Source organism: Marinomonas posidonica IVIA-Po-181, assembly GCF_000214215.1.
Taxonomy (GTDB): domain Bacteria; phylum Pseudomonadota; class Gammaproteobacteria; order Pseudomonadales; family Marinomonadaceae; genus Marinomonas; species Marinomonas posidonica.
This window is the reverse complement of record NC_015559.1, coordinates 492,887-519,522: the sequence shown is the minus strand read 5'-3', so window position 1 is coordinate 519,522 and position 26,636 is coordinate 492,887. Positions and strand designations below refer to the sequence as shown.

The 26,636-nt window shown below is 44.8% G+C and carries 24 protein-coding genes; 11 read left to right on the top strand and 13 right to left on the bottom strand.

Features of this window, described 5'->3' with window-relative positions; genetic code table 11:
* Nucleotides 1–148: 148 nt before the first annotated feature.
* Nucleotides 149–469 carry a MarR family EPS-associated transcriptional regulator gene (locus tag MAR181_RS02335; RefSeq protein ID WP_013795011.1) on the bottom strand — a complete coding sequence of 107 codons (321 nt, stop codon included), beginning with the start codon at nt 467–469 and terminating at the stop codon, nt 149–151.
* Between the two features lie 327 nt (nt 470–796).
* On the opposite strand from MAR181_RS02335, the gene MAR181_RS02330 reads away from it, so the two are divergent.
* The gene (locus MAR181_RS02330) at nt 797–2,194 is read left to right on the top strand and encodes an MBL fold metallo-hydrolase RNA specificity domain-containing protein (RefSeq protein ID WP_013795010.1); all 1,398 of its coding nucleotides are present in this window, start codon (nt 797–799) and stop codon (nt 2,192–2,194) included.
* Nucleotides 2,195–2,416: 222 nt separating this feature from the next.
* Here the strand turns inward: MAR181_RS02330 and MAR181_RS02325 are convergent, their stop codons facing one another.
* From MAR181_RS02325 to MAR181_RS02300, 6 genes are all read right to left on the bottom strand, one after another.
* A complete protein-coding gene (locus MAR181_RS02325) occupies nt 2,417–4,132 on the bottom strand; it encodes an L-rhamnose mutarotase (RefSeq protein ID WP_013795009.1) in 1,716 nt (571 codons plus the stop codon).
* 21 nt (nt 4,133–4,153) lie between these two features.
* Complete coding sequence (locus MAR181_RS02320) at nt 4,154–5,161, bottom strand: ABC transporter permease (RefSeq protein WP_013795008.1); 1,008 nt, start codon at nt 5,159–5,161, stop codon at nt 4,154–4,156.
* A 15-nt stretch (nt 5,162–5,176) separates the two neighbouring features.
* Nucleotides 5,177–6,184: an ABC transporter permease gene (locus tag MAR181_RS02315; RefSeq protein ID WP_013795007.1), complete on the bottom strand. Its 1,008-nt coding sequence runs from the start codon at nt 6,182–6,184 to the stop codon at nt 5,177–5,179.
* Complete coding sequence (locus tag MAR181_RS02310) at nt 6,178–7,692, bottom strand: sugar ABC transporter ATP-binding protein (protein ID WP_013795006.1); 1,515 nt, start codon at nt 7,690–7,692, stop codon at nt 6,178–6,180. Before MAR181_RS02310 ends, MAR181_RS02315 begins: the two co-directional genes overlap by 7 nt.
* Nucleotides 7,693–7,838: 146 nt before the next feature.
* Nucleotides 7,839–8,831 carry a rhamnose ABC transporter substrate-binding protein gene (gene rhaS / locus MAR181_RS02305; RefSeq protein WP_013795005.1) on the bottom strand — a complete coding sequence of 331 codons (993 nt, stop codon included), beginning with the start codon at nt 8,829–8,831 and terminating at the stop codon, nt 7,839–7,841.
* A 62-nt stretch (nt 8,832–8,893) separates the two neighbouring features.
* The gene (locus MAR181_RS02300; RefSeq protein WP_013795004.1) at nt 8,894–9,676 is read right to left on the bottom strand and encodes a DeoR/GlpR family DNA-binding transcription regulator; all 783 of its coding nucleotides are present in this window, start codon (nt 9,674–9,676) and stop codon (nt 8,894–8,896) included.
* Between the two features lie 239 nt (nt 9,677–9,915).
* Between MAR181_RS02300 and MAR181_RS02295 the strand changes: the two genes are divergently transcribed.
* Together MAR181_RS02295 and rhaI are read left to right on the top strand one after the other, a co-directional pair.
* Nucleotides 9,916–12,006 (top strand): bifunctional rhamnulose-1-phosphate aldolase/short-chain dehydrogenase, encoded by a 2,091-nt coding sequence (locus MAR181_RS02295; protein WP_013795003.1) that lies wholly within the window; start codon nt 9,916–9,918, stop codon nt 12,004–12,006.
* A gap of 62 nt (nt 12,007–12,068) precedes the next feature.
* Nucleotides 12,069–13,361 carry an L-rhamnose catabolism isomerase gene (gene rhaI, locus MAR181_RS02290; protein ID WP_013795002.1) on the top strand — a complete coding sequence of 431 codons (1,293 nt, stop codon included), beginning with the start codon at nt 12,069–12,071 and terminating at the stop codon, nt 13,359–13,361.
* Between the two features lie 52 nt (nt 13,362–13,413).
* Here rhaI and MAR181_RS02285 read toward each other — a convergent pair whose 3' ends face one another.
* The 3 genes from MAR181_RS02285 to yihA form a co-directional block, all read right to left on the bottom strand.
* Nucleotides 13,414–14,649: a winged helix-turn-helix domain-containing protein gene (locus tag MAR181_RS02285; RefSeq protein WP_013795001.1), complete on the bottom strand. Its 1,236-nt coding sequence runs from the start codon at nt 14,647–14,649 to the stop codon at nt 13,414–13,416.
* Nucleotides 14,650–14,751: 102 nt separating this feature from the next.
* Nucleotides 14,752–15,183 carry a VOC family protein gene (locus MAR181_RS02280; RefSeq protein WP_013795000.1) on the bottom strand — a complete coding sequence of 144 codons (432 nt, stop codon included), beginning with the start codon at nt 15,181–15,183 and terminating at the stop codon, nt 14,752–14,754.
* A gap of 133 nt (nt 15,184–15,316) precedes the next feature.
* Nucleotides 15,317–15,961 (bottom strand): ribosome biogenesis GTP-binding protein YihA/YsxC, encoded by a 645-nt coding sequence (gene yihA / locus MAR181_RS02275; protein ID WP_013794999.1) that lies wholly within the window; start codon nt 15,959–15,961, stop codon nt 15,317–15,319.
* A 246-nt stretch (nt 15,962–16,207) separates the two neighbouring features.
* On the opposite strand from yihA, the gene MAR181_RS02270 reads away from it, so the two are divergent.
* From MAR181_RS02270 to tatC, 8 genes are all read left to right on the top strand, one after another.
* A complete protein-coding gene (locus tag MAR181_RS02270) occupies nt 16,208–16,828 on the top strand; it encodes a thiol:disulfide interchange protein DsbA/DsbL (protein ID WP_013794998.1) in 621 nt (206 codons plus the stop codon).
* Between the two features lie 16 nt (nt 16,829–16,844).
* Nucleotides 16,845–18,380 carry a GGDEF domain-containing protein gene (locus MAR181_RS02265; protein WP_013794997.1) on the top strand — a complete coding sequence of 512 codons (1,536 nt, stop codon included), beginning with the start codon at nt 16,845–16,847 and terminating at the stop codon, nt 18,378–18,380.
* Between the two features lie 121 nt (nt 18,381–18,501).
* Complete coding sequence (ubiE, locus tag MAR181_RS02260) at nt 18,502–19,257, top strand: bifunctional demethylmenaquinone methyltransferase/2-methoxy-6-polyprenyl-1,4-benzoquinol methylase UbiE (RefSeq protein WP_013794996.1); 756 nt, start codon at nt 18,502–18,504, stop codon at nt 19,255–19,257.
* A 2-nt stretch (nt 19,258–19,259) separates the two neighbouring features.
* Nucleotides 19,260–20,903: a ubiquinone biosynthesis regulatory protein kinase UbiB gene (gene ubiB / locus MAR181_RS02255; protein ID WP_013794995.1), complete on the top strand. Its 1,644-nt coding sequence runs from the start codon at nt 19,260–19,262 to the stop codon at nt 20,901–20,903.
* Nucleotides 20,904–20,919: 16 nt separating this feature from the next.
* Nucleotides 20,920–21,249: a phosphoribosyl-ATP diphosphatase gene (locus MAR181_RS02250; protein ID WP_013794994.1), complete on the top strand. Its 330-nt coding sequence runs from the start codon at nt 20,920–20,922 to the stop codon at nt 21,247–21,249.
* An 80-nt stretch (nt 21,250–21,329) separates the two neighbouring features.
* Entirely contained in the window at nt 21,330–21,548 is a 219-nt protein-coding gene (gene tatA, locus MAR181_RS02245; RefSeq protein ID WP_013794993.1) for a Sec-independent protein translocase subunit TatA, read from the top strand.
* A gap of 3 nt (nt 21,549–21,551) precedes the next feature.
* On the top strand, nt 21,552–21,950 hold the full coding sequence (gene tatB, locus MAR181_RS02240; protein WP_013794992.1) for a Sec-independent protein translocase protein TatB: 399 nt from the start codon (nt 21,552–21,554) through the stop codon (nt 21,948–21,950).
* A 35-nt stretch (nt 21,951–21,985) separates the two neighbouring features.
* Complete coding sequence (gene tatC / locus MAR181_RS02235) at nt 21,986–22,765, top strand: twin-arginine translocase subunit TatC (protein WP_041651542.1); 780 nt, start codon at nt 21,986–21,988, stop codon at nt 22,763–22,765.
* 69 nt (nt 22,766–22,834) lie between these two features.
* Here tatC and dtd read toward each other — a convergent pair whose 3' ends face one another.
* From dtd to MAR181_RS02220, 3 genes are all read right to left on the bottom strand, one after another.
* Nucleotides 22,835–23,269 (bottom strand): D-aminoacyl-tRNA deacylase, encoded by a 435-nt coding sequence (gene dtd / locus MAR181_RS02230; RefSeq protein ID WP_013794990.1) that lies wholly within the window; start codon nt 23,267–23,269, stop codon nt 22,835–22,837.
* 112 nt (nt 23,270–23,381) lie between these two features.
* On the bottom strand, nt 23,382–25,202 hold the full coding sequence (gene typA / locus MAR181_RS02225; RefSeq protein ID WP_013794989.1) for a translational GTPase TypA: 1,821 nt from the start codon (nt 25,200–25,202) through the stop codon (nt 23,382–23,384).
* 268 nt (nt 25,203–25,470) lie between these two features.
* A complete protein-coding gene (locus MAR181_RS02220) occupies nt 25,471–26,571 on the bottom strand; it encodes a pectinesterase family protein (protein WP_013794988.1) in 1,101 nt (366 codons plus the stop codon).
* Nucleotides 26,572–26,636 lie beyond the last annotated feature (65 nt).

The following is a 26,636-nucleotide window of genomic DNA, read 5'->3' as shown; positions in this document are numbered from 1 at the left end:
GTTTCCATTTTAATTTAATATTTCAATTCAATTAGCAAACTATATTTTAATCATTACAACTTTCTGATTGTCAGATAATGTGTCGTTTATGTGTTCATCCTTCAACTCCGGATTACATATTCATTCCTCGATTCATCGGGCCTACGAGCTATGTTTTTACTTCTTTGCGCAATTGTTCTATTTCTTGTTCCAAGGCCTCGTATTCGACAATTTTTCTTTGTAAAAAGCGTTGCGTTAAAATTATTTTTTCTTCTAGCCCTTTTGGGGTAAGTAGGTATAGGTAACTGGTTTTGTTTGCGCTGTTTTTAAAGTTGTCTACTTTTATCGAGCCTTTTTCTATTAGGGCTTTTAAGCAAAAGTTTGTTTTACCTAAGCTAATACCTAAACGCTTAGCAAGCTCTCGTTGACTGATATCTGGATCTTGCTCAAGTTCTTTTAAAATTTTTAAGCGATACTCATCTATTGACACAAAGCACCCCTTATTTGGATGTTAAGCAAATCACGAGAAAAAGACATAATTACATACAACGTTCATACGATGAACAATGCTAAAACAATGTGTAAATTTATGCAAAGAGGAATATCACTTTTACAGCTACAGCTACAGCTACAGCTACTTTCATCAGGGTCATCTCAAATGGATGTGTACATTCCATTGATAGATCACTAAATTACTTAATGCTAACAAACTGTTTTTGCAAAATATCCCACTTGGCTCCCCTCCATCTTTGGTTTAGTCCTTTAAACTATTTATGCAGTACAGGGATGCTTATAACACCATGGAGCAGTACGCGGGGTGACAGGCTCTTGTCATGAGCCGTTTGTCGATGATCAACAGTCTATTTTGATCGATCGTGTTTTATTTCAAGGGACTGAGACCTTTAATATTGAGGCGTCTGCAGATCATCTGGAAATAGATTTTGATCTTTCAGCAGTACAAGCTTTAGTCATCACTCATGTTCATGTTGATCATGTGGGTCGGATTCCTTATCTGCTGGCAGCGGGTTTTACTGGACCAATTTATTGTTCTAAACCCAGCGCAACTTTATTGCCTTTGGTCATCGAGGATGCGTTAAAAGTCGGTGTGACGCGCAACAAGAGCATTATCAATGCTTGCTTAGACCGCATCCACGAGCAAATCGTCCCTTTGGATTATCAAGAGTGGGTGAAAATCCCCATGCAAACAGAGACGAAAGTCCAACTTCGTCTTTCACGCGCGGGTCATATTCTGGGCTCGGCTTATGCCTCTTTTAGAGTGTCTAATGAGGCCATCAAATTGCAAAACAAGCCTTATCATGACGTAGTGTTTTCTGGCGATCTGGGTGCGCCTCATTCGCCTTTATTACCAGCACCCAAATCCCCACATAAGGCTGACCAACTGGTGATCGAAAGCACCTATGGCGATCGCAACCATGAGGACAGATCAAGCCGTATCGATCGATTACAACACAGCCTAGAGAGAGCTTTAAGCGACTCTGGCACCGTGTTGATTCCCGCCTTTAGCATTGGCCGCACACAAGAGTTACTCTACGAATTGGAATCCATCATCCACAAAAATCGCCAGAAGCCAATCAGTCACACCGATTCCGGCGTCCAACTCGACTGGCAAGATCTAGACATTATTATCGACTCCCCGCTCGCCAATCGCTTCACTCAGGTTTATCAATCATTAGCACCCTATTGGGATGAAGAAGCGCAAAGTCGCATCGCTGAAGGTCGTCATCCTCTGGATTTTGAGCAGGTTACCACCATTGATGATCACGAAACTCACTTGCAAACAGTAGATTATCTTAAACGTCAAAGCCGGCCCGCCATTGTTATTGCGGCATCAGGAATGTGTGCCAGTGGCCGTATTGTGAATTACATCAAGGCACTGATCGGTGATGAACGTAATGACATTGTGCTTGTTGGCTACCAAGCCGCAGGCACGCCTGGCCGAGAGATATTAACTTACCACAATAAAGAAGATGGCTATGTGATGTTAGACGGTGAACGCTTTGCAATTAAAACGCAAGTACAACAGATTAGCGGCTACTCCGCCCATGCTGGACAAGAAGATTTGTTGAACTTCATCCGCCGCATGCGCAGCCAACCAAAGCGTATTCACATAGTTCATGGTGATGACCATACTAAGCAAACCCTGAAAACATGCATCAGAAAAGAGTTCAAAGGTGTCGAGGTTATTATTCCGTAAACCAAGTTCCCAAAACGTCCAGCTAAACTTACTCAAAAGTACGCCTGTTTCGATTCATAGGTTTGCTTAATGAAAGCCGAACTTGAGCGTGACATGAAACTGATGAGCAAAACTTCGATAGATCAACTGACAAGAGATAATTTTGTGCTTTCAGTCTTAGCGCTTTCGGTTTTAGATAACACAAGCCGCGTGTCCGAGTTTTAGGGAAATTGTTGCTTTTCATTAAAGCGACAACTCCCCCACCAGATCTCGCCATTGCTGGCGATACAAGTTCAACAATGGTTTGATTTGTGCATCGCACAAGGCGAGGCTAAGGCGACCTTTTAGCTTTAAACTTTTGTTGGATAGCAAGGCCGCGCCGCCAGACGTGCCTGTAACATCTCGGGAAGCATAGATTTCATTTTGGCTGCGCATACAGGCAAGCAAAGTTAGAAAATTAATGTTGTTACTGAACGCACCTTCAACAATCACAGTATAGCTAGTGTCCATTAGGTTCAAACAATAATCCGTCATCAAGGCCACGTACACATCCGCTAAGGCCGATTGTTGAGCGGCAGATAGCTCCATACCACGGTCAATAATGCGACCTTCACAATGAGCGAAGGGTCCGCCACCTTTGGAAAAAGCAGGCAGTGCCAAAATACCGTGTTCAAGGATAAAACTCACGTCGCTCAAAGCGGCTTTGCTGTCACTGCGCAATAGCTCCCATTCACGCCCTCCCATGAAACGAATCGTTGGCGTAGCGCGACCTAGAGCATCCACGTTAGCAAGCATGTCTTTGCTTTCTTGCAAAGAATCTAAACTGCCATTAATGGTGGCAATGACCGTCCATGTTCCACTCGACACCACGGTGAGTTTCTCCATAGGTTGCCCGATATAAGGCACTAAGGACGCGTTGGAATCGTGTATACCATTGAAAATAACGCAACTCGCTGGCAAGCCGATTTCTTTCGCTAGATCTGGCAAAATAGTGCCCAGTTTCGCCCCAGACTCCATCACGTCAGGAAAGTAGTCCGCCCATGTTTGCTGTTCACAAAAAGACGAAAATTGGCAACTCGTCGGATTCCAAAGGTCCGTATGACAACCAAGCGATGTCACCTCAGCCGCTTTGTTTCCGCTCAGTTTGTATCCCCAATACTGCGGATACAAAAGCAACGAATCGACCTTAGAAAACGCGTCCGTAAAGCACTTTTGCTGCCAAAATAATTGCGCCCCAAGGTTCAAGCCTTGCGGCAATCTTGGGCTAAAGGATTCACTGAAACCTGGACGGAGCGCATCGTATTCGTCTTTATATTCCGCCACGCCATCGTATTCATAATCCAAAATCGGCAAAGCGAGTTTATCCCCCTGCATACAAGCAATGGTCGCACCATGAGTAGTGATAGCAATGCTGGAAATAAAATAACGCTGCGCTAACATAGCCAAGGTGTTTTTGATCCATTGCCAAATGGATTCCACATCCACATGAGGATACGGCGGTTTATCAAGCACTTCATTAACACGCTTTTCAATCTGTAATAAAGTGCCTGTTTGACCGTCCATTAAGCAAATTTTAATGTTGGTCTTACCTATGTCTAAAACCGCCACAACGCGAGTTTTATCTGGTTGCAACACATTAAAACGAAACACTTCTTGCAAGGCATCAGCAACGGGTTCAAAGGAGGACGTTTTAGTTTCCATAATATCCGCCATGTATTCCCACCAACGCTGCATCACAGGATGATCCGCCAAAGCTTCAGCATCCAGATCATCCGCGTCAAACGTCGCATACAATCGGCTGCCATTCTGATCGCTATTGGCATCATCCAGATGTATATAATAATTATGAATGCCATGGCGTTTAAGGTGTTCCGCTAATTCTGGCCACAGAGTATCGTGGTGCCGTTTATACTCAGCTTCACAGCCTTTGTGTAAATACATTACTGAGGCGTATCTCATAACACGAATGCCTTTTTATTTTTATAGTGTGCTTTTAAGGGAGTTTTTATACAGAGTAATGAGCACAGGCAAACTCACGACCACAATCAACATCACGCCGACAATGATCGTCATCACAATGCCTGGAATGTTCAATAAGCCCATTCCAAAAGTCACCAAGCCCATTAGAATAACAGCCAGAACCACACCACCAATAGTGCCGCTTCCGCCGAGAATGCTCACCCCACCTAACACAACCATGGTGATGATACTCAGCTCCCAACCCATTGCGATACTAGGGCGCGTACTGCCTAAACGAGACGTTAACAGTACTGAAGCAATGCCAGACATCACGCCCACCAAGGTAAAAAGGATCAAACGATGTTTGTCTACTTTTATGCCTGAGTAATACGACGCCGTCGAGTTATTACCAATCGCGTAGGTGTAACGGCCAAATATGGTGCGATGCAACAACCAATAAAACAGCAAGGCAAAGAAGGCAAACAACACCAGCTCGAACGAGAACACCCAATAAACGTAACCCTGGCCAAAGAACTCGAAACCATCTGGATAGTCACGCACCACCTGATCGCCCAGTAAGATATAACTGATGCCTCGAAATAAACTCATGGTACCTATGGTCACCACAATAGACGGGATCTTAAATCGCGTCACCAAAACCCCATTAAACAAACCACAAGCCGAGCCAACCAAAACACCCACAAACACCACCCCATAAACAGGCGCGCCCATTTGTGCCACTAAGCCCATTATGGTACTGGAAAGTGAGATGATGGCCGCCACAGAAATGTCGATTTCTTTGGCAATGATCAACATCGCCATTGGCAAAGCAATTAACGCTTTTTCGGTAAAATTAAAGGTCGCATCTGACAAATTCCATGGGTCCAAAAAGTAAGGCGATAAATACGAGTTCATCACACAAACTAGAAAGACAATCAGAATTAAGAAGCTCTCCCAGCGCAAGAACGCTTGCAACCTACTGGTTGAAAGGGCATCTGGTGTAGTGGATTTTTTTATTATTGTGTCCATAAAAATCTCTTTCTTTTAATGTGATTGTGTCGACACTGAACCGGAAGATTGATCCGGTTTACGCAGTATGATTCGTGCTTTATCTCTATTCGATGACGCATTCACAATGACCGCAATAATGATGACGGTGCCTGAAATGGCCATTTGCCAAAAAGGCGAAACACCAATAATCGGCAAGGCGTTATTCACCACACCAATAAATAGCGCACCAATCACACAGCCTATGACTGTGCCCAACCCACCAACGATACTGACCCCACCAATTACGCAAGCCGCAATCACCTGCAACTCAAAACCATTTGCCACATCCACATACGCAACGGCAAAACGTGAGACCCAAAAATAGCCGCACAAACCGGCCAAGGTTCCAGACACCAAAAACCCGTAAAACTGCACTTTGCCCACGTTCACCCCAGAATAAAAAGCCGCCATTGGGTTGCCACCCGCAGAATAAAAATTGCGTCCCCAAACACTGAATGTCATCGTCCAGAAAGCCAAAATGATCGCGGCGATTGCCGTCCAGCCCAGTACCGGTATCGACAAAATCTCAAAACGAGGTAGCCCAATAAAAGACTCACTCATTTGGTGGGAGTTCACCCAAGCTCCATCCGACAACAAAAACGTCGCCCCACGATAGATACTCATGGTGCCAAGGGTAATGACGATAGAAGGGACTTTTAATAACCAAACAAACATGCCATTAATGGCCCCTAAAAAAGCGCCAACGATCAAGGATAAAAAAATCAACAAGGCCATATTGATGTCTGGAAACGCCTGATTCACCATGGCCACCAGCATGCCGGTAAAGGCCACATTGGCCGCGACGGAAAGGTCGATACAACGGGTCAATATCACCAGCATTTGACCTAACGCCAACATGATCAAAATGGCCGTATCGTTAAAAATACCAATACTGTTCGATAGACTAATGAAGTCTGGACTAATCGCCCCGACACAAAAAAACATCGCCAATACAATCAGGCTCAATATGCCTTCGCGAGAATGGATAAAACGCTTTAACATGCCAAACTACCTCCGGTCGCCAGGGAAACCACTTTTTCCGGTGTGGCGTTCATCCGTGACAATTCACCAACCATTAGGCCTTCATTCATGACCAAAATACGATCTGACATTCCCAGAATTTCTGGCAATTCTGACGACACCATAATCACCGACAAGCCAGCTTCCACCAGCTCGGACATGAATTCATGTACGGCAGCTTTCGAACCAATATCAATGCCCTTGGTTGGTTCATCCAGAATGATGACTTTAGGGTTGGTGGCAAGCCATTTGGCAATCACCACCTTTTGCTGATTCCCGCCCGATAAATTCATCACTTTCTCGTCCCAGCTAGAGGCTTTCACTTGTAAACGTTCACAATATTGACGAGCCAATCGCATCTCACCTTCTTGATCTATTTGCCCCTGTTTTACTAACGCTTCCATCTGCGGCAAACTGATGTTCTGATAGATAGGTAATTCCAACACGACACCTTGCTTCTGACGCTCTTCTGGCACATACACAATACCGTTATCTATTGCCTCTTTAGGTGAGTGAATGATCACTTCCTTGCCATTCATTTTGACCATACCAGTCACGTGTTGCGTAGTACCAAACAAGGCTTGCATGACTTCAGTCCGACCAGAACCGACTAAACCATAAACGCCAAGAATTTCGCCTTTTTTCAAACTAAAGCTGATGTTGTCGAACTCAGTGGCATGGCACATATGGCTCACTTCTAGCAATGTCTCGCCAATCTCTACGTCTTTTTTCGGATAAGTGGCTTCGATACTTCGCGCCACCATCATCTCGACCAAGGACGCTTCATTGGTATCCTCAATGAGCCCTTCAGCCACGTAACAACCATCGCGAAACACAGTGTAACGATCCGCTAGGGCGAAAATTTCATCAAATTTATGAGTAATAAAGAGTATCGCTTTCCCTTGCTGTTTTAGGGTATTCACGAGTTCATACAATTCTTGAATTTCATGGTGAGACAAGGCCGCCGTTGGTTCATCTAAGATCACCACTTTGGCATCAATCGACAGAGCACGGGCAATCCCCACCATGTGCTTTTGACCAATGCTGAGTTCTCGTAGAACTTGATTCGGATCCATATCCGCTTTAATGGACGACAATATCTCTTGGGATCGCGTCACCATGGTCGACCAATCAATAGAAAGATATCGAGTTAGCCCCCTTTTTTTCATGGGGTAATTACCGAGGAAAATATTCTCCGCCACAGTCAGGTCATCAAACAACACAGTTTCCTGATGGATCGCTGTAATGCCCAGAGCATGGGAATCATGAGGAGAATGAAACTGTACAGGCTGGCCGTTAAAGATAATCTCCCCGCCATCGGGCTGATAAATGCCTGTCATGGTTTTAACTAGGGTCGATTTACCCGCACCATTTTCACCAATCAACGCCGTAACTTGACCGGGATAAAGGTAAAGGTCAACACAGTCCAGTGCTTTGACACCAGGAAAGACCTTGCTCACCTTTTTCAGACTAAAAATTGCATCCTTCATAACGGCTGCTCTTATTGTTATTCATGATGAAAAGTGTGAATGAGTTGTCACCTCATCCTAGTCCTCTCTCTTGTGGACTCAAAGAAAAAAGACCGTCTTCCCAGATCCCTTTTCAAGAGGGAGACTGGAAAGGCGTTTAATGCTAACTAAAAGATAGAAGAGAATTGATCAACGTTAGACGCATCATAGATAAAGGGTTTTGCCATCGCACCGTCACCATTGTCGTCGACTTCAAGTGTTCCCATACGCCCCATTGGCACTTCGGTTTTGCTTCCTTTACCTTTCACCAGGTTGTAAGCCAGCATAGTGGCCGAGTAGCCAAGATCAATTGGATTCCAAATTGCAAAACTGTGAATGGCCCCACTGTGTACATGACCCGCTAATTCAGATGGTAAGCCTAAGCCTGTGACATAAACTTTTCCCGTCAAGCCCATGTCGCTCACGGCTTGCGCGGCCGCCAAAATACCGACTGTGGTTGGTGCTACGATGACGTCTAGGTCAGGGTGATTTTTAATCAAGGCGGTTGCTTCACGGAAACTCTTATCCGCTAAGTCATCGCCATACACGGTATCAACCAATGTTAGACTAGGGAATTTGCTAAGGGATTTTTTCATTTCACCAATCCAGATATTCTGATTGGTCGAGGTGGGTGTCGCACTTAAGATAGCGAAAGTACCAGACGATTTGCCTTTGACTTTAATCGCAGCGGCAGCAAGTTGTATGTTCATTTCGCCAATCAAGCTGTTACTAGAAGGGTTTAGATGGATTTGTCGACCGGCTTTACCAACGCCTGAATCCCAAGAAATGACTTTAATACCGCGTTGTTGGGCTTTTCTTAGGGAAGGCACCAGAGCATCGGCATCATTCGCTGACACGGCAATGGCATCAACACGTTGAGCGATCAAAGAATTGATGATTTCAATCTGACCTTCCGCCGTAGTTGACGTCGGGCCTGTGTATATAATTTTAACATCCCCAAGCTCTTTACTGGCCTCTTCAGCGCCACGATAGGCCGCTTCAAAAAAGCCAATCCCCAAAGCCTTTACTAAGAGCGCAACTCGGACCTGATCGGCGGCATACGCACCAGAGGTAAAAAGAGTGGCACAAGCCAGCAACACTGTGATGAGTTTCGTTTTCATAATTATCTCCAAGAGCGCGCTCATCACCACACAATCAGATATTGCCAAGTATGAGACGCGGTTTATTGTTTTTGTTTTTCCACTATGATCAAACGACAACCTGCCGATTGAATCACTTCTTTACTCTTGTTATCTATACCATCGTCCGTAATGACGATGTCTATCTGAGACAGAGGACAAATGACCATACTTGATCGATTTTGAAACTTTGAACTATCGACCAAAAGCACCCGCTGATCAGCTCGATTTATCAGTTTCATCACCGCTTGTACGATTTGTGGATCTGTCTCCATTACACCGTGAGAATTCACACCATAGGCACCGATAAACAAAATGTCTGCGTAGGTATGATTGGAAATATCACTCGGAAAGGGACTCAAAATGATGTTCTGTTCCCGATGAATTTTGCCACTCGGCACCGTCACGCTGCACTTACTCTTTTTTATCAGCTGATCCGCAATCGAAAATGAGTTCGTCAGCACCTGCAACTTCAAACTACGCATATACTCAGACATAGCCGCTGTGGTTGTACCACCACTGATCATAATTGACATATTGTCCGACAATAACTCTACGGCCGCTTTTGCGATGCTTCGCTTTACATCCATATTAATTGTTTGACTGACTGAATATGGCCGCCCTAGTAAGCTGACATCCGAAGGTGGGTTGATGGCTTCTGCCCCACCTCGCACTCGTCGTAACCTTCCTTCCTGATCAAGAGAAGCAATGTCCCTACGCACTGTAGCTTCTGATGCCCCTAGCACATCGGCTAGATGCGTCACCGTCACAATAGGACGAGATTCTACTTCTGACAGGATTACTCTGTGCCTTTCAATTTCGTGCATTGGTTATCCTCGATATTCAATATAATTAATTTTCAATCATTATCAAGCAATTTTAATCAAAAAACCTCTTCATAGATAAATAATGCTTGAAAATGATTGATTTTGTTTTAGTATGAAAACTATCGATCATTCTAACCCGCTGATTGTGCATAACAAAAATAAAATTTAAGTCCGCGTTATATCTGCCTACTCGAATAGCACCGTAGGCCCATAAACGAGACGATACTTGAGGTTAAACCATGTCTACTAATTTACTTGCCAATCTTTGGAACGATGCGGATGCATCCCTGATGTCTGAGCCAGAATTATTGCAATATCGATCAAATTTGCTTGGTTCTGACATGCGCGTGACAAATTACGGCGGCGGCAATACCTCAGCCAAACTTCAAATGGATGACCCACTAACAGGGCAAACAACCACTGTTTTATGGGTAAAAGGCTCTGGAGGCGATATTGGCTCCATGGGACTAGCGGGGTTCTCAACACTTTATTTGGATAAACTGAATCAGCTTTTGTCTCTTTATCCTGGTGTCGAGTTTGAAGATGAAATGGTCGCGTATCTTCCCCATTGTACATTCAACTTAAATAGCCGAGCCGCCAGTATCGATACGCCGCTGCATGCCTATTTACCTTACCTTCATGTTGACCACCTACATCCAGATGCGGTGATCGCCATTGCCGCAAGCAAAAATAGTCAGCAACTCACAGAAGACATTTTTAACGGTGAAATTGGCTGGCTACCATGGCGTCGCCCAGGGTTTCAGTTGGGCATGGATTTACATAAAATCGCCACGGAGAATCCGCATTTAAAGGGAGTGGTACTTGAAAGTCACGGCCTATTTACTTGGGCCAATGACAACAAAGAGTGCTACCTCAACTCGTTGAACATCATTAACAAAGCGCAAATCTGGTTAGAACAACAAGGTGCAGGGAAAGCGGTGTTTGGTGGCAAGCGGTTTAATACAATACCTGAGGACAAACGTCGCCAAGTGGTTTCTCGCCTTATGCCATTGATTCGCGGCAAAACCAGTGAAAAGCAACGTCAAATTGGGCACTTCAATGCTTGCGATGAAGTGCTACAGTTCGTTAACTCAATGGATTTAGAGCGTCTTGCAAAATTAGGCACATCTTGTCCGGATCATTTCTTGCGCACTAAAATCCGTCCTTTTGTGGTGGCCTATGACCCACAAAAAGACAACTTGGACGAAGTCATCGAATCCTTAGACAGAAGCTTGGCTGATTATCGTGACGATTACGCTGGTTACTACCAACGCTGTAAACGCGACAACAGCCCAGCCATGCGCGACCCAAATCCTGTGATTTATTTGATTCCAGGGGTTGGCATGTTGTCGTTTGCAAAAGACAAAGCCACAGCACGAATTGCCGGTGAGTTCTATGTAAACGCCATCAATGTAATGCGTGGGGCCAATAGCGTTAGTGAATACGTTGGCTTACCTGAACAAGAAGCCTTTGATATCGAATATTGGCTATTAGAAGAAGCTAAATTACAGCGCATGCCCAAACCCAAATCCCTAGCAGGTCACATTGCTTTGGTCACAGGCGGCGCTGGCGGCATTGGTCTGGCAACCGCAAAACGCCTCGCAACAGAAGGTGCCAACATCGTGCTCATGGACATTGATGAAGAAACATTGGCCGTGGCCAAAAATGAACTGACCAACGAATTTGGAAAAGATTGCGCCTCTAGCATCAAAATGGATGTGACTCACGAGGAAGATGTTGTTCGTGCAATCAAACACTGTGCCCTTGCCTTTGGAGGTCTAGACATAGTGGTCTCCAATGCAGGCATTGCGTCTTCTGCCCCACTAGAAGAAACCTCGCTTGAACTATGGAATAAAAATCAAAGCATCTTATCGACAGGGTATTTCTTGGTTGCACGGGAAGCCTTTGCTTTACTTAAACAACAAAACATGGGCGGCAATATGGTGTTTATTGCCAGTAAAAATGGTTTGGTTGCGTCAGCCAATGCCAGTGCTTATTGTGTTGCTAAAGCGGCCGAAATTCAGCTGTCTCGATGCGTTGCTTTGGAAGGTGCACCACTGGGGATTCGATCTAATGTGGTTAATCCAGACGCAGTATTGCGCGGTTCAAAAATCTGGACCGGTAAATGGAAAGAAGAAAGAGCCAGTGCTTACCAGCTGTCTACCGATGATTTAGAAGAGCATTATCGTCAACGCAGCATGTTGAAACTGAATGTGTTACCTGAAGACATTGCGGAAGCCATTTACTTCTTTGCCTCGGATGCCTCTGCTAAGTCGACAGGCAACATACTTAATGTCGATGCGGGTCACGCGCCGTCGTTTACTCGCTAGTGCATTGATGAAACCCTGTCTTACAAGAACCGACTAAATAAGAACAACAAAAGGATTCGATCATGACCCTATTAATTGATCAAAACTTGTTACAAGAACAAAACACTAAGCAAGAATCGGCCCTCACCAGTGACTACAATGCGCTTGCGGAAAAACTGGATCGTTCAGGAATCCAAATAGACACAATCCTAGAGCAAGCAAAACAATTTACAGTCGCGGTCCCTTCATGGGGCGTTGGTACTGGTGGGACGCGTTTTGCACGCTTTCCAGGTCAAGGCGAACCCCGCAATATTTTTGAAAAGCTAGATGACTGTTCCGTCATCCAACAATTGTCACAAACCACAACGGCAGTCTCCTTGCACATTCCTTGGGACAGACCAAAGGATCCGAAGGAACTGCGACAGTATGCCGAGCAATATGGTCTGCATTTTGATGCCATGAATTCCAATACCTTCCAAGATCAAATTGGTCAGGAAGCGTCGTACAAATTCGGCAGTTTGACGCACACCAATAAAGCGGTTCGAGAACAAGCCATCGACCATAACATTGAGGTGGTGGAATTGGGTCAAAAACTCGGCTCAAAAGCGCTCACGGTTTGGGTTGGCGATGGTTCTAACTTTCCTGGCCAACAGCACTTTAAAAACAGCTTTAGCCATTATTTAGACAGCATCAAGACGGTGTATAACAGTTTGCCTGATGATTGGAACATGCTGTTAGAGCATAAAATATTTGAGCCGGCCTTTTACTCAACCGTGATTCAAGACTGGGGCAGCAGCTACCTTGCTGCCAAAGAAACCGGCGAACGCTGTTTGTCCTTAGTGGATTTGGGACACCATGCGCCAAACGTTAACATCGAAATGATTGTCAGTCGTCTAGCGCAATTTGGTAAGTTAGGTGGTTTCCACTTTAACGACAGTAAATACGGCGATGATGATTTAGACAGCGGCTCGATCAACCCTTATCAGTTGTTCTTAATCTTCAACGAATTAACCGACATTCGTACACAAGATCCTTCTTACAGTCCTTTCTATATGTTGGATCAATCGCACAATGTGACCGATCCTATCGAGAGTCTGATGTACAGTGCAGCCGAAGTGCAACGTGCTTTTGTGAAAAGCTTACTCGTAGACCGCCATGCACTATCTCAGTATCAAGAAGACAATGACCCCATGATGGCGCAAACCAGCTTGAAACAAGCCTACAACTTAGACGTTGAACCCATCTTGCAAATGGCACGCTTGCAGACTGATGGTGCCATTGATCCTGTTAGTTGTTACCGTGCTAGCGGCTATCGTGCTGCCATGGCCAAGGCTCGCCCAACCGATCCCAATAAAACGGGGTCTGGTATTGTGTAGACGGCGATTCAGCGCATTAAGTACGAAGTTATATTGATTTCGTACTTTTGCTTCATCCATCACCGAGCGCTTGTAACGCGATTCGCAAAGGCGACTTTAGAGCATTAGGTTCAACTGAGGTTAAGGTCACTGAGTCACATTGCTGGAATTGGCTAAATGCTTTAATGGCGTCGACAAAGGCACTTAGAATGATGTCGACATTAAAGTTCGATGTTTCAATCTGTTTTTCTAAGTAGAGAGATTTAATTTCCAAGCGGCGCTCTTGACGGTGGGCTTTGCAATCCATGCGTCCAATAAATTCCCCTCGAAACAATAACGGCAAGCTGAAATAGCCGTATTGTCGTTTTGGCTCTGGCACATAGCATTCGATCTGATAATCGAACTGAAACACCGATTTAAGGCGATCCCGCTGGATAACACTGTTATCAAAAGGCGACAAAATCGTCAGACGATTACTCAATCTAGGCGCTCGTTGATCTAACGTGCCAGCTGGCATCAAAAAACGTTCACCATCGCCTAATTCGATTTCTTCCAAAGCGCCTTGATGCAAACGTTCTCGCACTAAGCTTTTCATAGCCTGACGGAGCTCTGTGCTACGGCGCAAATAAGTCAGTCCTTTTAACGAAACAAAACCATGGCAGCGCAATTGCTGATCCATCATGTGTGCGGCATATTCATCGGCACTGGGCAGATTTGAATCAATGTGAGATGGCAAAACACGCTCGGTTAAATCATAAACTTTTTGGAAGCCTTCCCGGTGACTTACCATTAATTCACCTTCCATATACAACTGCTCAAGCGCTTTTTTCGCAGGCTTCCAATCCCACCAACCCGCTGAGCTAGCGTTTTTATGAGCCTCTAAATCACGAGATCGCAGCGGGCCATCGGAGCGAATTCGAGCCAGCAATTCAGCCATCAGTTTTTTATCTGGATTTTTATACCAATGAACCTGGCCACTTTGGATGGCTTTTTTATAAGGTAGGGAAAATCGAAAATCGTCCATGGGTAAAAAGGCCGCAGCATGAGACCAATACTCAAAAATACGGCCATTTGCTAACAAGCTATGAATCATCTCAGGTTGGAACTTAGGCACCCTGGTATGCAAGACATGATGATGGGCTCGCTCAACAACAGAAATGGTATCTATTTGTACATAACCTAGGCGCTTAATCGCGTCGTGCGTCCCAGCCAAACCTCGGCCGAAAGGGTTCAGCTGCAATAAACCTTGCGACGATAGGGCGAATCGACGTAAACGCTCTAAATCGGTTGTCCGAGTTATTTTCATCATGATTGACCTAGCTCAAATAAGGGTTTCCTTTAAGTTACCCATTCTGATGTCACGAAGCGAATAAAAATCAAACACCAAGCCTCTAAACCATAATGAGTCAGCTCAAATCAGCGCTTTTAGTCGACTGGAAATAGGATGATCCGCTTTAAGTTGCAATAAATCCCATAAATTACCGTATAAGTCTTCAAACACCGCGACGGTTCCATATTCTTGCTCTGCAGCCTCACGGACAAAATGAACCCCCTCGGACTGCATGCGCTGATAGTCTCGCCAAAAGTCATCTGTGTTTAAGAATAGAAATACACGACCACCCGCTTGGTGACCGATAAAGTCCAATTGCTCAGGCTTAGACGCTTTCGCCAATAACAAAGTCGTTCCTTTAGAACCAGGTGGCGACACCACCACCCAACGTTTATCCTGTTCAGGCTGATAAGTATCTTCAATTAATTCAAACTTGAGTTTATTCACATAAAAATCAATGGCTTCATCATAGTCACGGACCACCAAAGCAATATGTACGATATCCTGTTTCATCGGCTCAATACTCTTTTTAAATCGTGGTGGCGACAATGGATATTATAAGAAGGGAAGATAAATCACTTTAAAAGGGAACATGCCACCGTAATCAAATCATAGAGCATCTGATTACGGTATAACAATGCCAACATTACGCGTTTGGCGATACTGGGATTTCGTCTTGATTATCTAACACAAGCCATTCAGCCAACTTGATGCGAAGGTCATCCACACCGTCACCGTTTAGGGCAGAGAAGGTTTGCACCGACCCGTCGATGTTTTGCTGCTTTAGCTCTCGCTGAATCGACAACATAGTCGACTTCGCCGGGCCACGCTTTAACTTGTCAGACTTGGTTAATAACACATGCACTTTCATGCCATTGGCTTTCGCCCAATCCAACATCATTTCGTCGAATTCTTTAAGCGGATGACGAATGTCCATAACCAATACCACGCCAGCTAAGGAACGGCGATTCATCAGGTAATCCTGCATGTGTGCCTGCCAAACCTTTTTCATTTCGATCGGCACTTTCGCGAAGCCGTAACCCGGTAAGTCAATCAGGCGACGATCATCAAGATTCAAACCAAAGCAGTTGATCAACTGAGTACGACCCGGTGTTTTTGAAGTACGAGCCAATTTCTTTTGGTTCGTTAAGGTATTCAATGCAGTCGATTTACCCGCATTGGAGCGCCCTGCAAAGGCCACTTCAACACCTTGATCAAGTGGGCATTGAGACAGTTTTTCCGCACTTTTAATGAAATAAGCCGATTGGAACGTGGAGTCGTAAGGTGTCATAAATTTGATATTCGTCAGTCGATTGAGATTGGCATTCGCAGATGCGTTTTAGGGTGTATATAATGCCAGCAATCCGCCTAAGATGCCATTTAAAAGGCGATTGGCTCACCCAATCGCCCCTATTGATGTAAATTTTATGTAAACTTACCGGAAATGCAGAACCTTCCCCTGTAAACAGGATCGAAGTTTTTTATCTTTAAGTGCATGATGTCACTATAGTTTCACTTTTATCATTAGGAGCTTCCCATGAAAAAGCTGTTTACAGCTCTGATCTTTTCTCTACTTATGCCACTGACTGCCATAGCGGCGGAATACAGTGATGGCAATGGTTATACCACCATCAAGACACCAGTTCGTACCAGCGACCCAAGTAAAATCGAAGTCACTGAAATTTTTTGGTATGGTTGTCCACATTGCTACGCCTTAGAACCACTTGTTCAAGCTTGGAAAAAAGATGTGCCAGCGGACGTCGACTTTAAATATCAGCCGGCGGTATTTGGACGTGGTTGGTTAGCCCATGCGAAAGCATTTTACATTGCCGATATCCTTGGCGTAGAAGATAAAATTCGCGGAGACTTGTTTAATGCTATTCATGTTGAGCATCGTCGTCTAAACTCAGAGGACGCTCTTGCCGAGTTTTTTGTGAATTATGGCGTAAATGAAGACGACTTCCACAAACTGTACGATTCTTTCTCAGTGAACAGTCGTTTGAGTCAAGCTGATGCTAAAATTCGTGCTTACGGTGCTCGTGGTGTACCAGGTGTGATTGTCAATGGTAAGTACCTAGTGTCTGCACAAACCGCCAACGGCAATGAAAATATTTTTAAAGTGGTCGATTTTCTAATCGAAAAAGAACGTCAAAATTAATATGAGTTGAGGTGGTATGACGGAGTCATCAAGCGATAAATTGATTGAAGTTCTACGCAAAGCCGTTTCTAGAACTAGCATGCTCGCTGAAGGAAATTACCCCGAGCTTGATTCCGTCGTCCGCCAACTTAGGCAAAGCATTACCCAGGGTGTTAATGCTGACGAAATACAAAAACTTCTCAATCAAGCTGAGCCGTTATTACTCAGCAGCGATAAAGCACAGGAAGAAAGAGCCAAACTGGTTCGAACCTCCTTACAAAGCCTGATCGACGTATTAGGCAAAAATGCCAACCAACCTCTTCCTGCGCCTTTAAAAAAACAACTGGAATACGAAATTCGTAGCAAATGGCAATTACCTTACGAATGGCCAAATCTGCTTAAATTGTTTTTAGAATTGAGCCAACAAACCTTTAATCAAACGGATTCAAGCCATCAGACTGAGAAAAACTCCCTATTCCAGCGCTTGTTTAATCGCAGCAAAGACAAGGATCAAGCTCAGTCCAACGATCAAGAAATCATGGTGCAAATCAGTCACACCTTAGCTGGGTTGGTGGATAATTTATCTCTGCCAAAACGTTATCACGGTGAAATGAGCACATTAAAAAGTGCCCTAACAGGCAACAGTAATCTAGAACAATTACCGACTTTGCTGGATGAAGTCATTTCCTTGGTGATGATTGCCATCGGCAAAACCCAAGAAAGCCTGACCAAATACCTGAGTGAACTGAACAAACAACTGGCGAGTATTAACGCTTCAGTCACCAGCAGTTATCAGTCACAAAAGTCCCTGTCAGAAAGTCGTGAAGGTTTTAATTCAAAATTACAAAAGCAAGTCGAAGAAACCAGCCAAGCCGTTCAAGGTGCAAATGACTTAGAAAGCTTGCAAAATTTAATCAACGAGCGTTTATCGAGCATTTCCAACACCATGTCTGAATATCGCTCACGTATGCAAGAGCAAGAAAAAGACGCCAATCAGTCCATTACTAGCCTGAAAAACAAAGTCACTCGCATGGAAAAAGATTCCGCCTCGTTGCGTACTATGCTGCAAGAAAAATTAGCACAAGCCATGACCGATGCGTTGACTGAGATCCCAAACCGTACTGCGTATCAAGATGCCATCTTACCCCTTTGCCAGATCATGCAAAAAACCCAAAAGCCGTTGTGTTTAGCTGTATGCGATATCGACTTCTTTAAAAAAGTCAACGACACCTGGGGGCATTTGGCCGGCGACAAAGTCCTTAGCATTGTGCCAAAGCAAATTCGCAGCGTTTTACAAAAAGAAGACCTGATTTTTCGCTATGGTGGCGAAGAGTTTGTTGTTGTTTTTCCCAACACACCTCTTGATAAAGCCATGGAGAAAGCCGAACTCATTCGTCAGACCGTTGAAAAAACCCCGTTCAATATGCAGGGCGAGCCGGTATCGATTTCAGTGTCCATTGGTCTTGCTCAGCACAAAGCACAAGAGACACCTGAAAGCTTATTTGAACGGGCAGATAAACAGCTGTATCAAGCGAAAGATTCTGGGCGTAATCGCGTGATGGCCGAAAAATAGACTGAATAAGCAGTACCCGCTCTCGGCTACGACAGGTACAATAACCCCATTAACAAATACAGATAATGCCATGCTGGACGCTTTTTTCCTTCGCCAGCATTTTGTTAGGATGAATTCATTTATGCAAGACGACCAAAAAAACACCACCCATTTTGGCTTTAAAGAAATTCCTGCCGACGAAAAAGTACAAGCGGTAGCACAAGTGTTTCACTCTGTCGCAGCGAAATATGACATCATGAACGACTTGATGTCTGGTGGCGTTCATCGTCTTTGGAAGCGTCATACCATTAGCCAATCGGGTGTTCGTGCAGGCAACAAAGTGCTGGATATTGCCGGCGGTACGGGCGATCTAACCTTGAAGTTTTCACGTTTGGTTGGCCGTGAAGGGCAAGTCATCCTCGCCGATATTAACGACTCCATGCTAAAAGTAGGTCGCGACAAATTGGCTAACCAAGGCGTGGTTGGCAATGTGAAATTTGTGCAAGCCAATGCCGAAGAATTGCCTTTCCCTGACAATACCTTTGATTGCATCACCATCGCTTTTGGTTTGCGAAACGTCACCGACAAGTCCAAAGCATTGGCTTCTATGTACCGTGTACTGAAACCCGGCGGTCGTCTATTAGTATTAGAGTTTTCCAAGCCCGAATCCGAAGTGTTATCAAAGATTTATGATCAGTATTCATTCCGATTGTTGCCTGCGATGGGTAAGTTAATTGCAAATGACGCAGACAGTTATCGCTATTTAGCGGAATCCATCCGCATGCACCCTGATCAAGAAACCCTCAAAAGCATGATGGAAGAGGTTGGTTTCGAACGTAGTAGCTACCAGAACCTGACCGGCGGTATTGTCGCACTTCACAAAGGGTTTAAATTCTAACCATGTTCACCAGTGCATTTCGTTTTCTACGCATTCTTTACACCATGATGCGTTTCCGCCTTGATGTTTTTATTCCATTTACTCTGCTACCTTGGTATCTACGCTATACACTCGGTGCTTTATGCGCCATTGGCCGAAAGCGGGCCAGTAAAAATCGAGGGGAACGACTGCGTCTGGCGCTGGAGTCTCTTGGTCCTATCTTTGTAAAATTTGGGCAAATTCTATCAACTCGCCGCGACTTGCTAGACGATGACTTAGCCGACGAACTGGCCAAATTACAAGATAAGGTACCGCCATTTTCGGGCAAGGTCGCGAAAGCCATTATTGAGCGCGATTTAAAAGCGCCGATTGAGCAATTGTTTGCTGAGTTTTCAGAAAACCCCCTCGCATCAGCTTCTATTGCACAAGTCCATACTGCGACACTGCACAGTGGCGAAGACGTTGTTGTTAAAGTCATTCGACCTAAAATCGAAAACACCATTGGCAAAGACATCAGCTTGCTTTACAGCTTGGCTCACTTTGTTGCCAACGTCAGTGAAGACGGTCGTCGATTGCGCCCCATTGAAGTGGTGACAGACTACGAATACACTATTTTAGATGAGTTAGATTTAGCCAAAGAAGCCGCCAATACTGGCTTACTGCAACGCAACTTCACTCACTCTGAACTCTTGTATGTTCCTCAAGTCTACTGGGATTATTGCCACCGTAATGTGATGGTGATGGAACGTATTTCAGGCATTCCCGTAGCCGACATTCCGGCACTCAACCAAGCCAAAGTCAATATGAAATGCTTGGCAGAACGAGGTGTAGAAATTTTCTTCACTCAAGTCTTCTCCCACAGCTTTTTTCATGCCGACATGCACCCTGGCAACATCTTTGTTGACCCAAGCAACCCAGACAAACCCAAATACATCGCCATAGATTGTGCCATCATGGGCAGTCTAGATGATGAAGATAAGAGCTACCTTGCCCGTAATTTACTGGCCTTTTTCCAACGGGATTATCGCCTCGTCGCCGAACTGCATGTGGAGAGCGGTTGGGTACCAAAGGGCACACCGGTACATGCTTTCGAATCCGCTATACGCAGTGTCTGCGAACCCATGTTTGCTAAACCATTAAAAGACATCTCTTTTGGCCAAGTCTTAATCGGTTTATTCCAGACAGCACGTCGCTTTAACATGGAAGTGCAACCACAATTGGTGTTGCTTGAGAAAACCCTTCTCAACATCGAAGGCTTAGGTCGACAACTTTATCCAGACCTTGACCTATGGGTCACTGCAAAGCCTTTCCTAGAACGCTGGATGCGTGAACAAATGGGACCAAAACGCGTCATGGAAGAAGTACGCAAGCAGGCACCACAATGGGCGGGGCATTTACCACAGATTCCAAACCTAGTGTTCACAGCATTAACACAACTGTCTCATCAGGAAGAGCGCATGCAAGCGCAAACCAATGAGATAAAAGAGCTTAGCCAAGAGCTGAAACTGCGCCGCAGAAACTGGCCATTCCGCCTACTAGGGGCATTCAGTCTAGCCGGAGCTTGGTTAGTAACAGAGCCAAATACGTTGGAGCAACTCAAGCACGCAGACCTGACCAGCGCTGGATTGTTTATATTAGGCTTGTATTTACTTGTCTTAAAACCGTAACATTTGAGAGACTATAATGAAAACCGATGTTTTGGCTGAGTTAGCAGCCACTCTAGAGCAACGCAAAAACGCTTCAGCCGATTCTTCTTATGTCGCTAGCCTGCATGCTAAAGGATTAAACAAGATCCTTGAAAAAGTTGGTGAAGAGAGCATTGAAACAATTATTGCAGCGAAGGATGCGGTCACTTCAGGTGATAAATCCGATCTTATTTATGAAACGGCTGACCTTTGGTTCCATACCTTAGTCATGTTATCTCATTTAGACATGGGTCCCGATGCTATACTGGATGAGTTAGCTCGTCGATTTAATTTGTCTGGCTTGGACGAAAAAGCCAGCAGAAACTGAGGAAGGTACGAACAAGCCCACGCCCTTTGGGTCTTACAGAAGGCTTGTTCGCACTTTCCTAACTAAGCAGGAGAAATGTTATGTTAGGTGGAATCAGTATTTGGCAACTTCTTATCGTGTTGGCCATCTTAGTGCTAATTTTTGGCACTAAAAAGTTAAAAAACCTAGGCTCTGACCTCGGTGGGGCGGTAAAAGGCTTTAAAGAGGCGGTCGATAAAGAAGGCGATGACGAAGCTGAAAAAGCAGCTCAGCAAAAAGTCATCGATGGCGAAGCCAAAAAAGACGATAAGAGCGCATAATCCGTGTTTGATATTGGCTTTTCGGAACTGTTAGTTGTCTTCGTTGTTGGCCTATTAATTTTAGGCCCGGAACGCCTTCCTCACGCTGCGAAGACAGCTGGTCTTTGGATCCGTAAAATTCGCCGTAGCATTAACTCGGTACAAAGAGAAATTAATGCCCAGCTTGATAACGAAGAAATGCAGCAAAAGATCGCCGAAACCAACAAGCGTATGCTGCAAGAAGGTCAAGCAATCCAAAATACCATCACCCCGCTTGCCGTGTCACAAACTGAACCAGAACCGGTTCCTGTGGTAGCCACACAACACACTGAGCAAGTCGCTACGACTGACATAACGGAATCGCCTGAAGCAGAACCTGATACCGACATAACGGTAAAACAAGACAGTAAAAGCAGCGATTAATTGATTCCTGATCACGATATATGGGCAAGCCTTTTATGAGTACAGATTCAACCCAACAAGCACCTTTAGTAGCTCATCTAATTGAATTAAGAAATCGACTCCTAAAGTCGGTTTTGGCGATTTTACTGATTTTTGTTGGCTTGTATTATTTTGCTAATGATTTGTACCTTATCGTCTCAGAACCCTTGAGACTACTCTTACCTGAAGGCAGTTCATTGATCGCGACCGAAGTCGCTTCGCCCTTTTTAGCGCCCCTAAAATTGACCTTCGCCATCGCGGTCTTATTGTCTGTCCCTTACACCCTATTCCAAGCTTGGTCTTTCATCGCCCCAGCCCTGTATAAAAACGAAAAAACCATTGCTATCCCCCTACTCATTTCCAGCATTTTATTGTTCTACCTGGGTGTACTTTTTGCCTATTACGTCGTTCTGCCTTTGATTTTCGGCTTTTTCACCACGGTAGGCCCAGGGGAAGTCACGGTCATGACGGACATCAATAATTACCTTAACTTTGTTCTCAAGCTGTTTTTTGCCTTTGGTGTAACCTTCGAAATCCCGGTTGCCACGTATCTGCTGATTAAAGCGGGTGTAACCACGGTCGCCAAACTATCAAAAAAACGACCTTTTATCTTCTTAGGGTGTTTTGTCGTCGGCATGCTGATTACGCCGCCCGATATTTTTTCTCAGACCTTATTGGCCATTCCCATGTGGATGCTGTTTGAAGTCGGCTTATTAGCCGGACGTACGGTAAAACAAGCGGATGAGGAAAGTGACGAGACTGACGAAGATATCCAAGTCACCGAACCGAAAGCTTAGCCTCTAGACTGACTCATGCCTGAATAATCCAGTTTCAGAGAGTGTAGTCCTATGGTCTAACCCATTCTACTACTCCAACATAAAGGTCACTGGGCCATCATTAATCAAAGCCACCTTCATGTCAGCACCAAAGCGACCTGTTTCAACCTTGCTATGCTGTGCACGCACTTTTTCAACGAACTCATTAAACAAGCGCTCGCCTTCCGCTGGAATGGCCGCAGTTGAGAACCCAGGACGCAACCCCTTTTTCGTGTCCGCCGCTAAGGTAAACTGAGACACCAGTAAAACCCCACCATTCGCTTGCTGAACATTCAGATTCATCTTGCCGTCGTCATCACTGAACATCCGATATTTGAGCAACTTATCGGCAAGGCGCTGAACATCCACCTCAGTATCGCCTTTTTCAATTCCCACTAAGACCAACTGACCATGGTCAATGGCACCAACGACCTCACCCTCCACCGTCACACTGGCATTTAAGGCACGCTGCACTAATACTTTCATTTGATCCTCTCTTTTTTCCGTAGGCCAGATAAAACAAAAGCGCCCGAAGGCGCTTCTGTCGCTCCTAAGCCTAATGATAGGCTTATTTGCTGCTGCTCAGTTAAGCAATGTCTTATTTACGGCCAGCGCGCTTACGCTCATTTTCCGTTAGTAGCTTCTTACGAATACGAATGCTTTCTGGTGTTACTTCTACCAACTCATCGTCTTCGATAAACTCAAGCGCTTGCTCAAGTGTGTGCTTAATTGGCGGCGTAAGCGTCAAGGCTTCATCCGTACCAGAAGCTCGTACGTTAGTCAGCTGCTTACCCTTAACTGGGTTAACCGCAAGATCGTTATCACGTGAATGAATACCAATGATCTGACCTTCGTAGATGTCCACCGCATGTCCCAAGAACATACGTCCACGACTCTGTAAGTTAAACAAAGCGTAAGCCGCTGTTTTACCAGTCAACATACTAACAAGTACACCGTTTTGACGGCCAGTTACTTCACCGTCTTTAACAGGACCATAGTGATCGAAGACACTGGTCATAATACCGGAACCAGAAGTCAAAGTTAGGAACAAACCACGGAAACCAATCAAGCCGCGAGAAGGCACGATGAATTCAAGACGTACACGGCCTTTACCATCTGGCTCCATGTTCGTCAGTTCCGCTTTACGCAGACCAAGCTCTTCCATGATGGAACCTTGATGTTGCTCTTCAACGTCAATCACAACTTGCTCAAATGGTTCTTGGATTTGGCCATCAATTTCTTTTTTCACTACTTCTGGACGAGATACGCCCATTTCGAAACCTTCACGACGCATGGTTTCAATCAATACAGATAAGTGCAATTCACCACGACCCGATACGATGAATTTATCAGGCGTATCGCCTTGAGTCACACGCAGAGCTACGTTGTGGATAAGCTCTTGGTCTAGACGGTCTTTGATGTTACGCGTTGTAACGAACTTACCTTCTTTACCTGCAAATGGTGAATCGTTAACGATGAAGGTCATGCTAACCGTTGGCTCATCTACCGTCAAAACAGGGAGAGATTCAACACACGTTGGATCACACAAAGTATCCGAGATGCTTAGACCATCGATACCAGTAATACAAACGATATCACCAGCATAAGCTTGGTCAGTGTCGACACGCTGAAGTCCGTGGTAGCCCTTAACGTTTAGCACTTTACCTTTACGCTCTTTACCATCAGCCGATTTCACAACCACTTGTTGGTTAGGAGACAAGCTACCGCGTGTAATACGACCCACACCGATAACACCTACATAGCTATCGTAATCCAATGCTGATACCTGCATCTGGAACGTGCCTTCCGGGTCAACGTTAGGAACCGGTACACTGTCGACGATCATTTGGTAAAGTGGCGTCATGTCTTCTGCCATTTGCTCTGGATCATTACCAGAAATACCGTTGATTGCAGAAGCATAAATAACAGGAAAATCAAGTTGCTCTTCAGATGCACCAAGACTGTCAAATAGATCAAATACTTGATCCATTACCCAATCAGGACGAGCGCCTGGGCGGTCAATCTTGTTGATAACAACGATGGGGCGTAAACCACGCTCAAACGCCTTAGAAGTTACGAAACGCGTTTGTGGCATTGGACCATCAACCGCATCCACCAACAACAATACAGAGTCAACCATCGACAATACACGCTCTACTTCACCACCGAAGTCGGCGTGTCCAGGTGTGTCTACGATATTGATACGGTAATCGTTCCACTTGATCGCTGTATTTTTCGCCAAGATGGTAATACCACGTTCTTTCTCTTGATCGTTCGAGTCCATGATGCGCTCTGCACCTTCGTCTTTACGATCAAGTGTTCCTGACTGGCTTAGTAGCTGGTCAACGAGTGTTGTTTTACCATGGTCAACGTGAGCTATAATAGCAACGTTACGTAACTTACTAATATCAATAGACATTTTATTTCTCTGTAATAAGCGAGGCTCAAATTAAGTGTCGCATTCCGCCCTTGCGAAACAGACTTTTAAGCACTTCGGATCTAGATATGGGACAAAATTCGCGCAATTGTACCCTTATATTTGTTAAGTTCCCATTAAACTGCACAAATAAATTCTATTTTCATGAGTTTGCTATTATTTAAAGGACATTCGGATCACTGTCACCTTCGACTAAATTCGAAAGGGTGAAATAGGCTAGCATTTTATCAGCTAGAAGCTTGAGGTTAACTTACTTAGAGGATGGCCTATTAAGACGTGAAGACTTAGAGGGAAAATTAAACAACAACGCCCAGTCTCCCAAAACATCCTGACGTAATGCTTGAGCGAATTCCTGACCTAAGTTGGAAAAACACTCTGCTTTTGGCCACAGTCCTTTATAACCAGAATGCAGAGCCCCGCTGCCCGTATTACGCCACTCATAAAAGCGAGCATGCTTATCCGGTTCAAAATAACGTTTTGTACCGTCCCTTGCCAAACCATACATTTTGTCCCAACCAAATATATGCCCTTCTAATTCACACTCTATGTACATGGCAACGCCTATCGCATCTGGATCAGCATAACGACCATCATCAAATGTCTTGGTTGGGTGCCAAGGTCGCCCCAAGGCATAGGTTTTCTCCTCAGATGAAGCATAAAGATCAATATTTTCACGATAAATACTACATCGTAGAAAAACCAATCCATATTCCTGAAGCTTATTTGTGCTGGGAGCGGCTACATACCCAAGCACCTTATCTTGACTAGGATAAGACTTACACACCAATTCACATGATTCCAACAATGTACAACCTGAACCGAATACAAAGTCGATGTTACCGCTGATCTTGCAGGCTTTCAGGTAACTTCTTCCACCCTGAGCACAGAAGGTATCTTGGTAGCTATCTAAACAGACCTCTTCTAGTAAAACTTGATCACTGTGCTCATTGATAAGCAAAGCAACGGCTTGTGTATGTTGCTGCTTGCTTGGATCTTGATCTGACTTCAGAGCATTAGCAATGTAGTCCCACTGATTAATGACCGTCAGGCGTTTCAAGGTGACATTAACAGCATCAATTTCGATAATTCGACTGCCAAGAGTACTCGCGATATGACCAGCTTCTTTCAGCATGCCAGCGCACACAGCACCATAAATCACCACTTCAGAACACCCAGATCCAATTATTTCTAAATTATTTCGAGTTATACCAATGCGCTCGTGATATCGACCTGATGTGATATAGATGCGATACAGCGAATCATCCTTTGGTGCCGCATCTAATGCTGCTTGTACGTTAGAAAAAGCACCTTCTTGACCCTCCAGAGATACCACCGCATGAAAACCTTTCATTCCTGCTTACCATCACCTTTGTCATAAAAAATTGGGGGGCAGACAATAAAAAAGGAAGAACATGT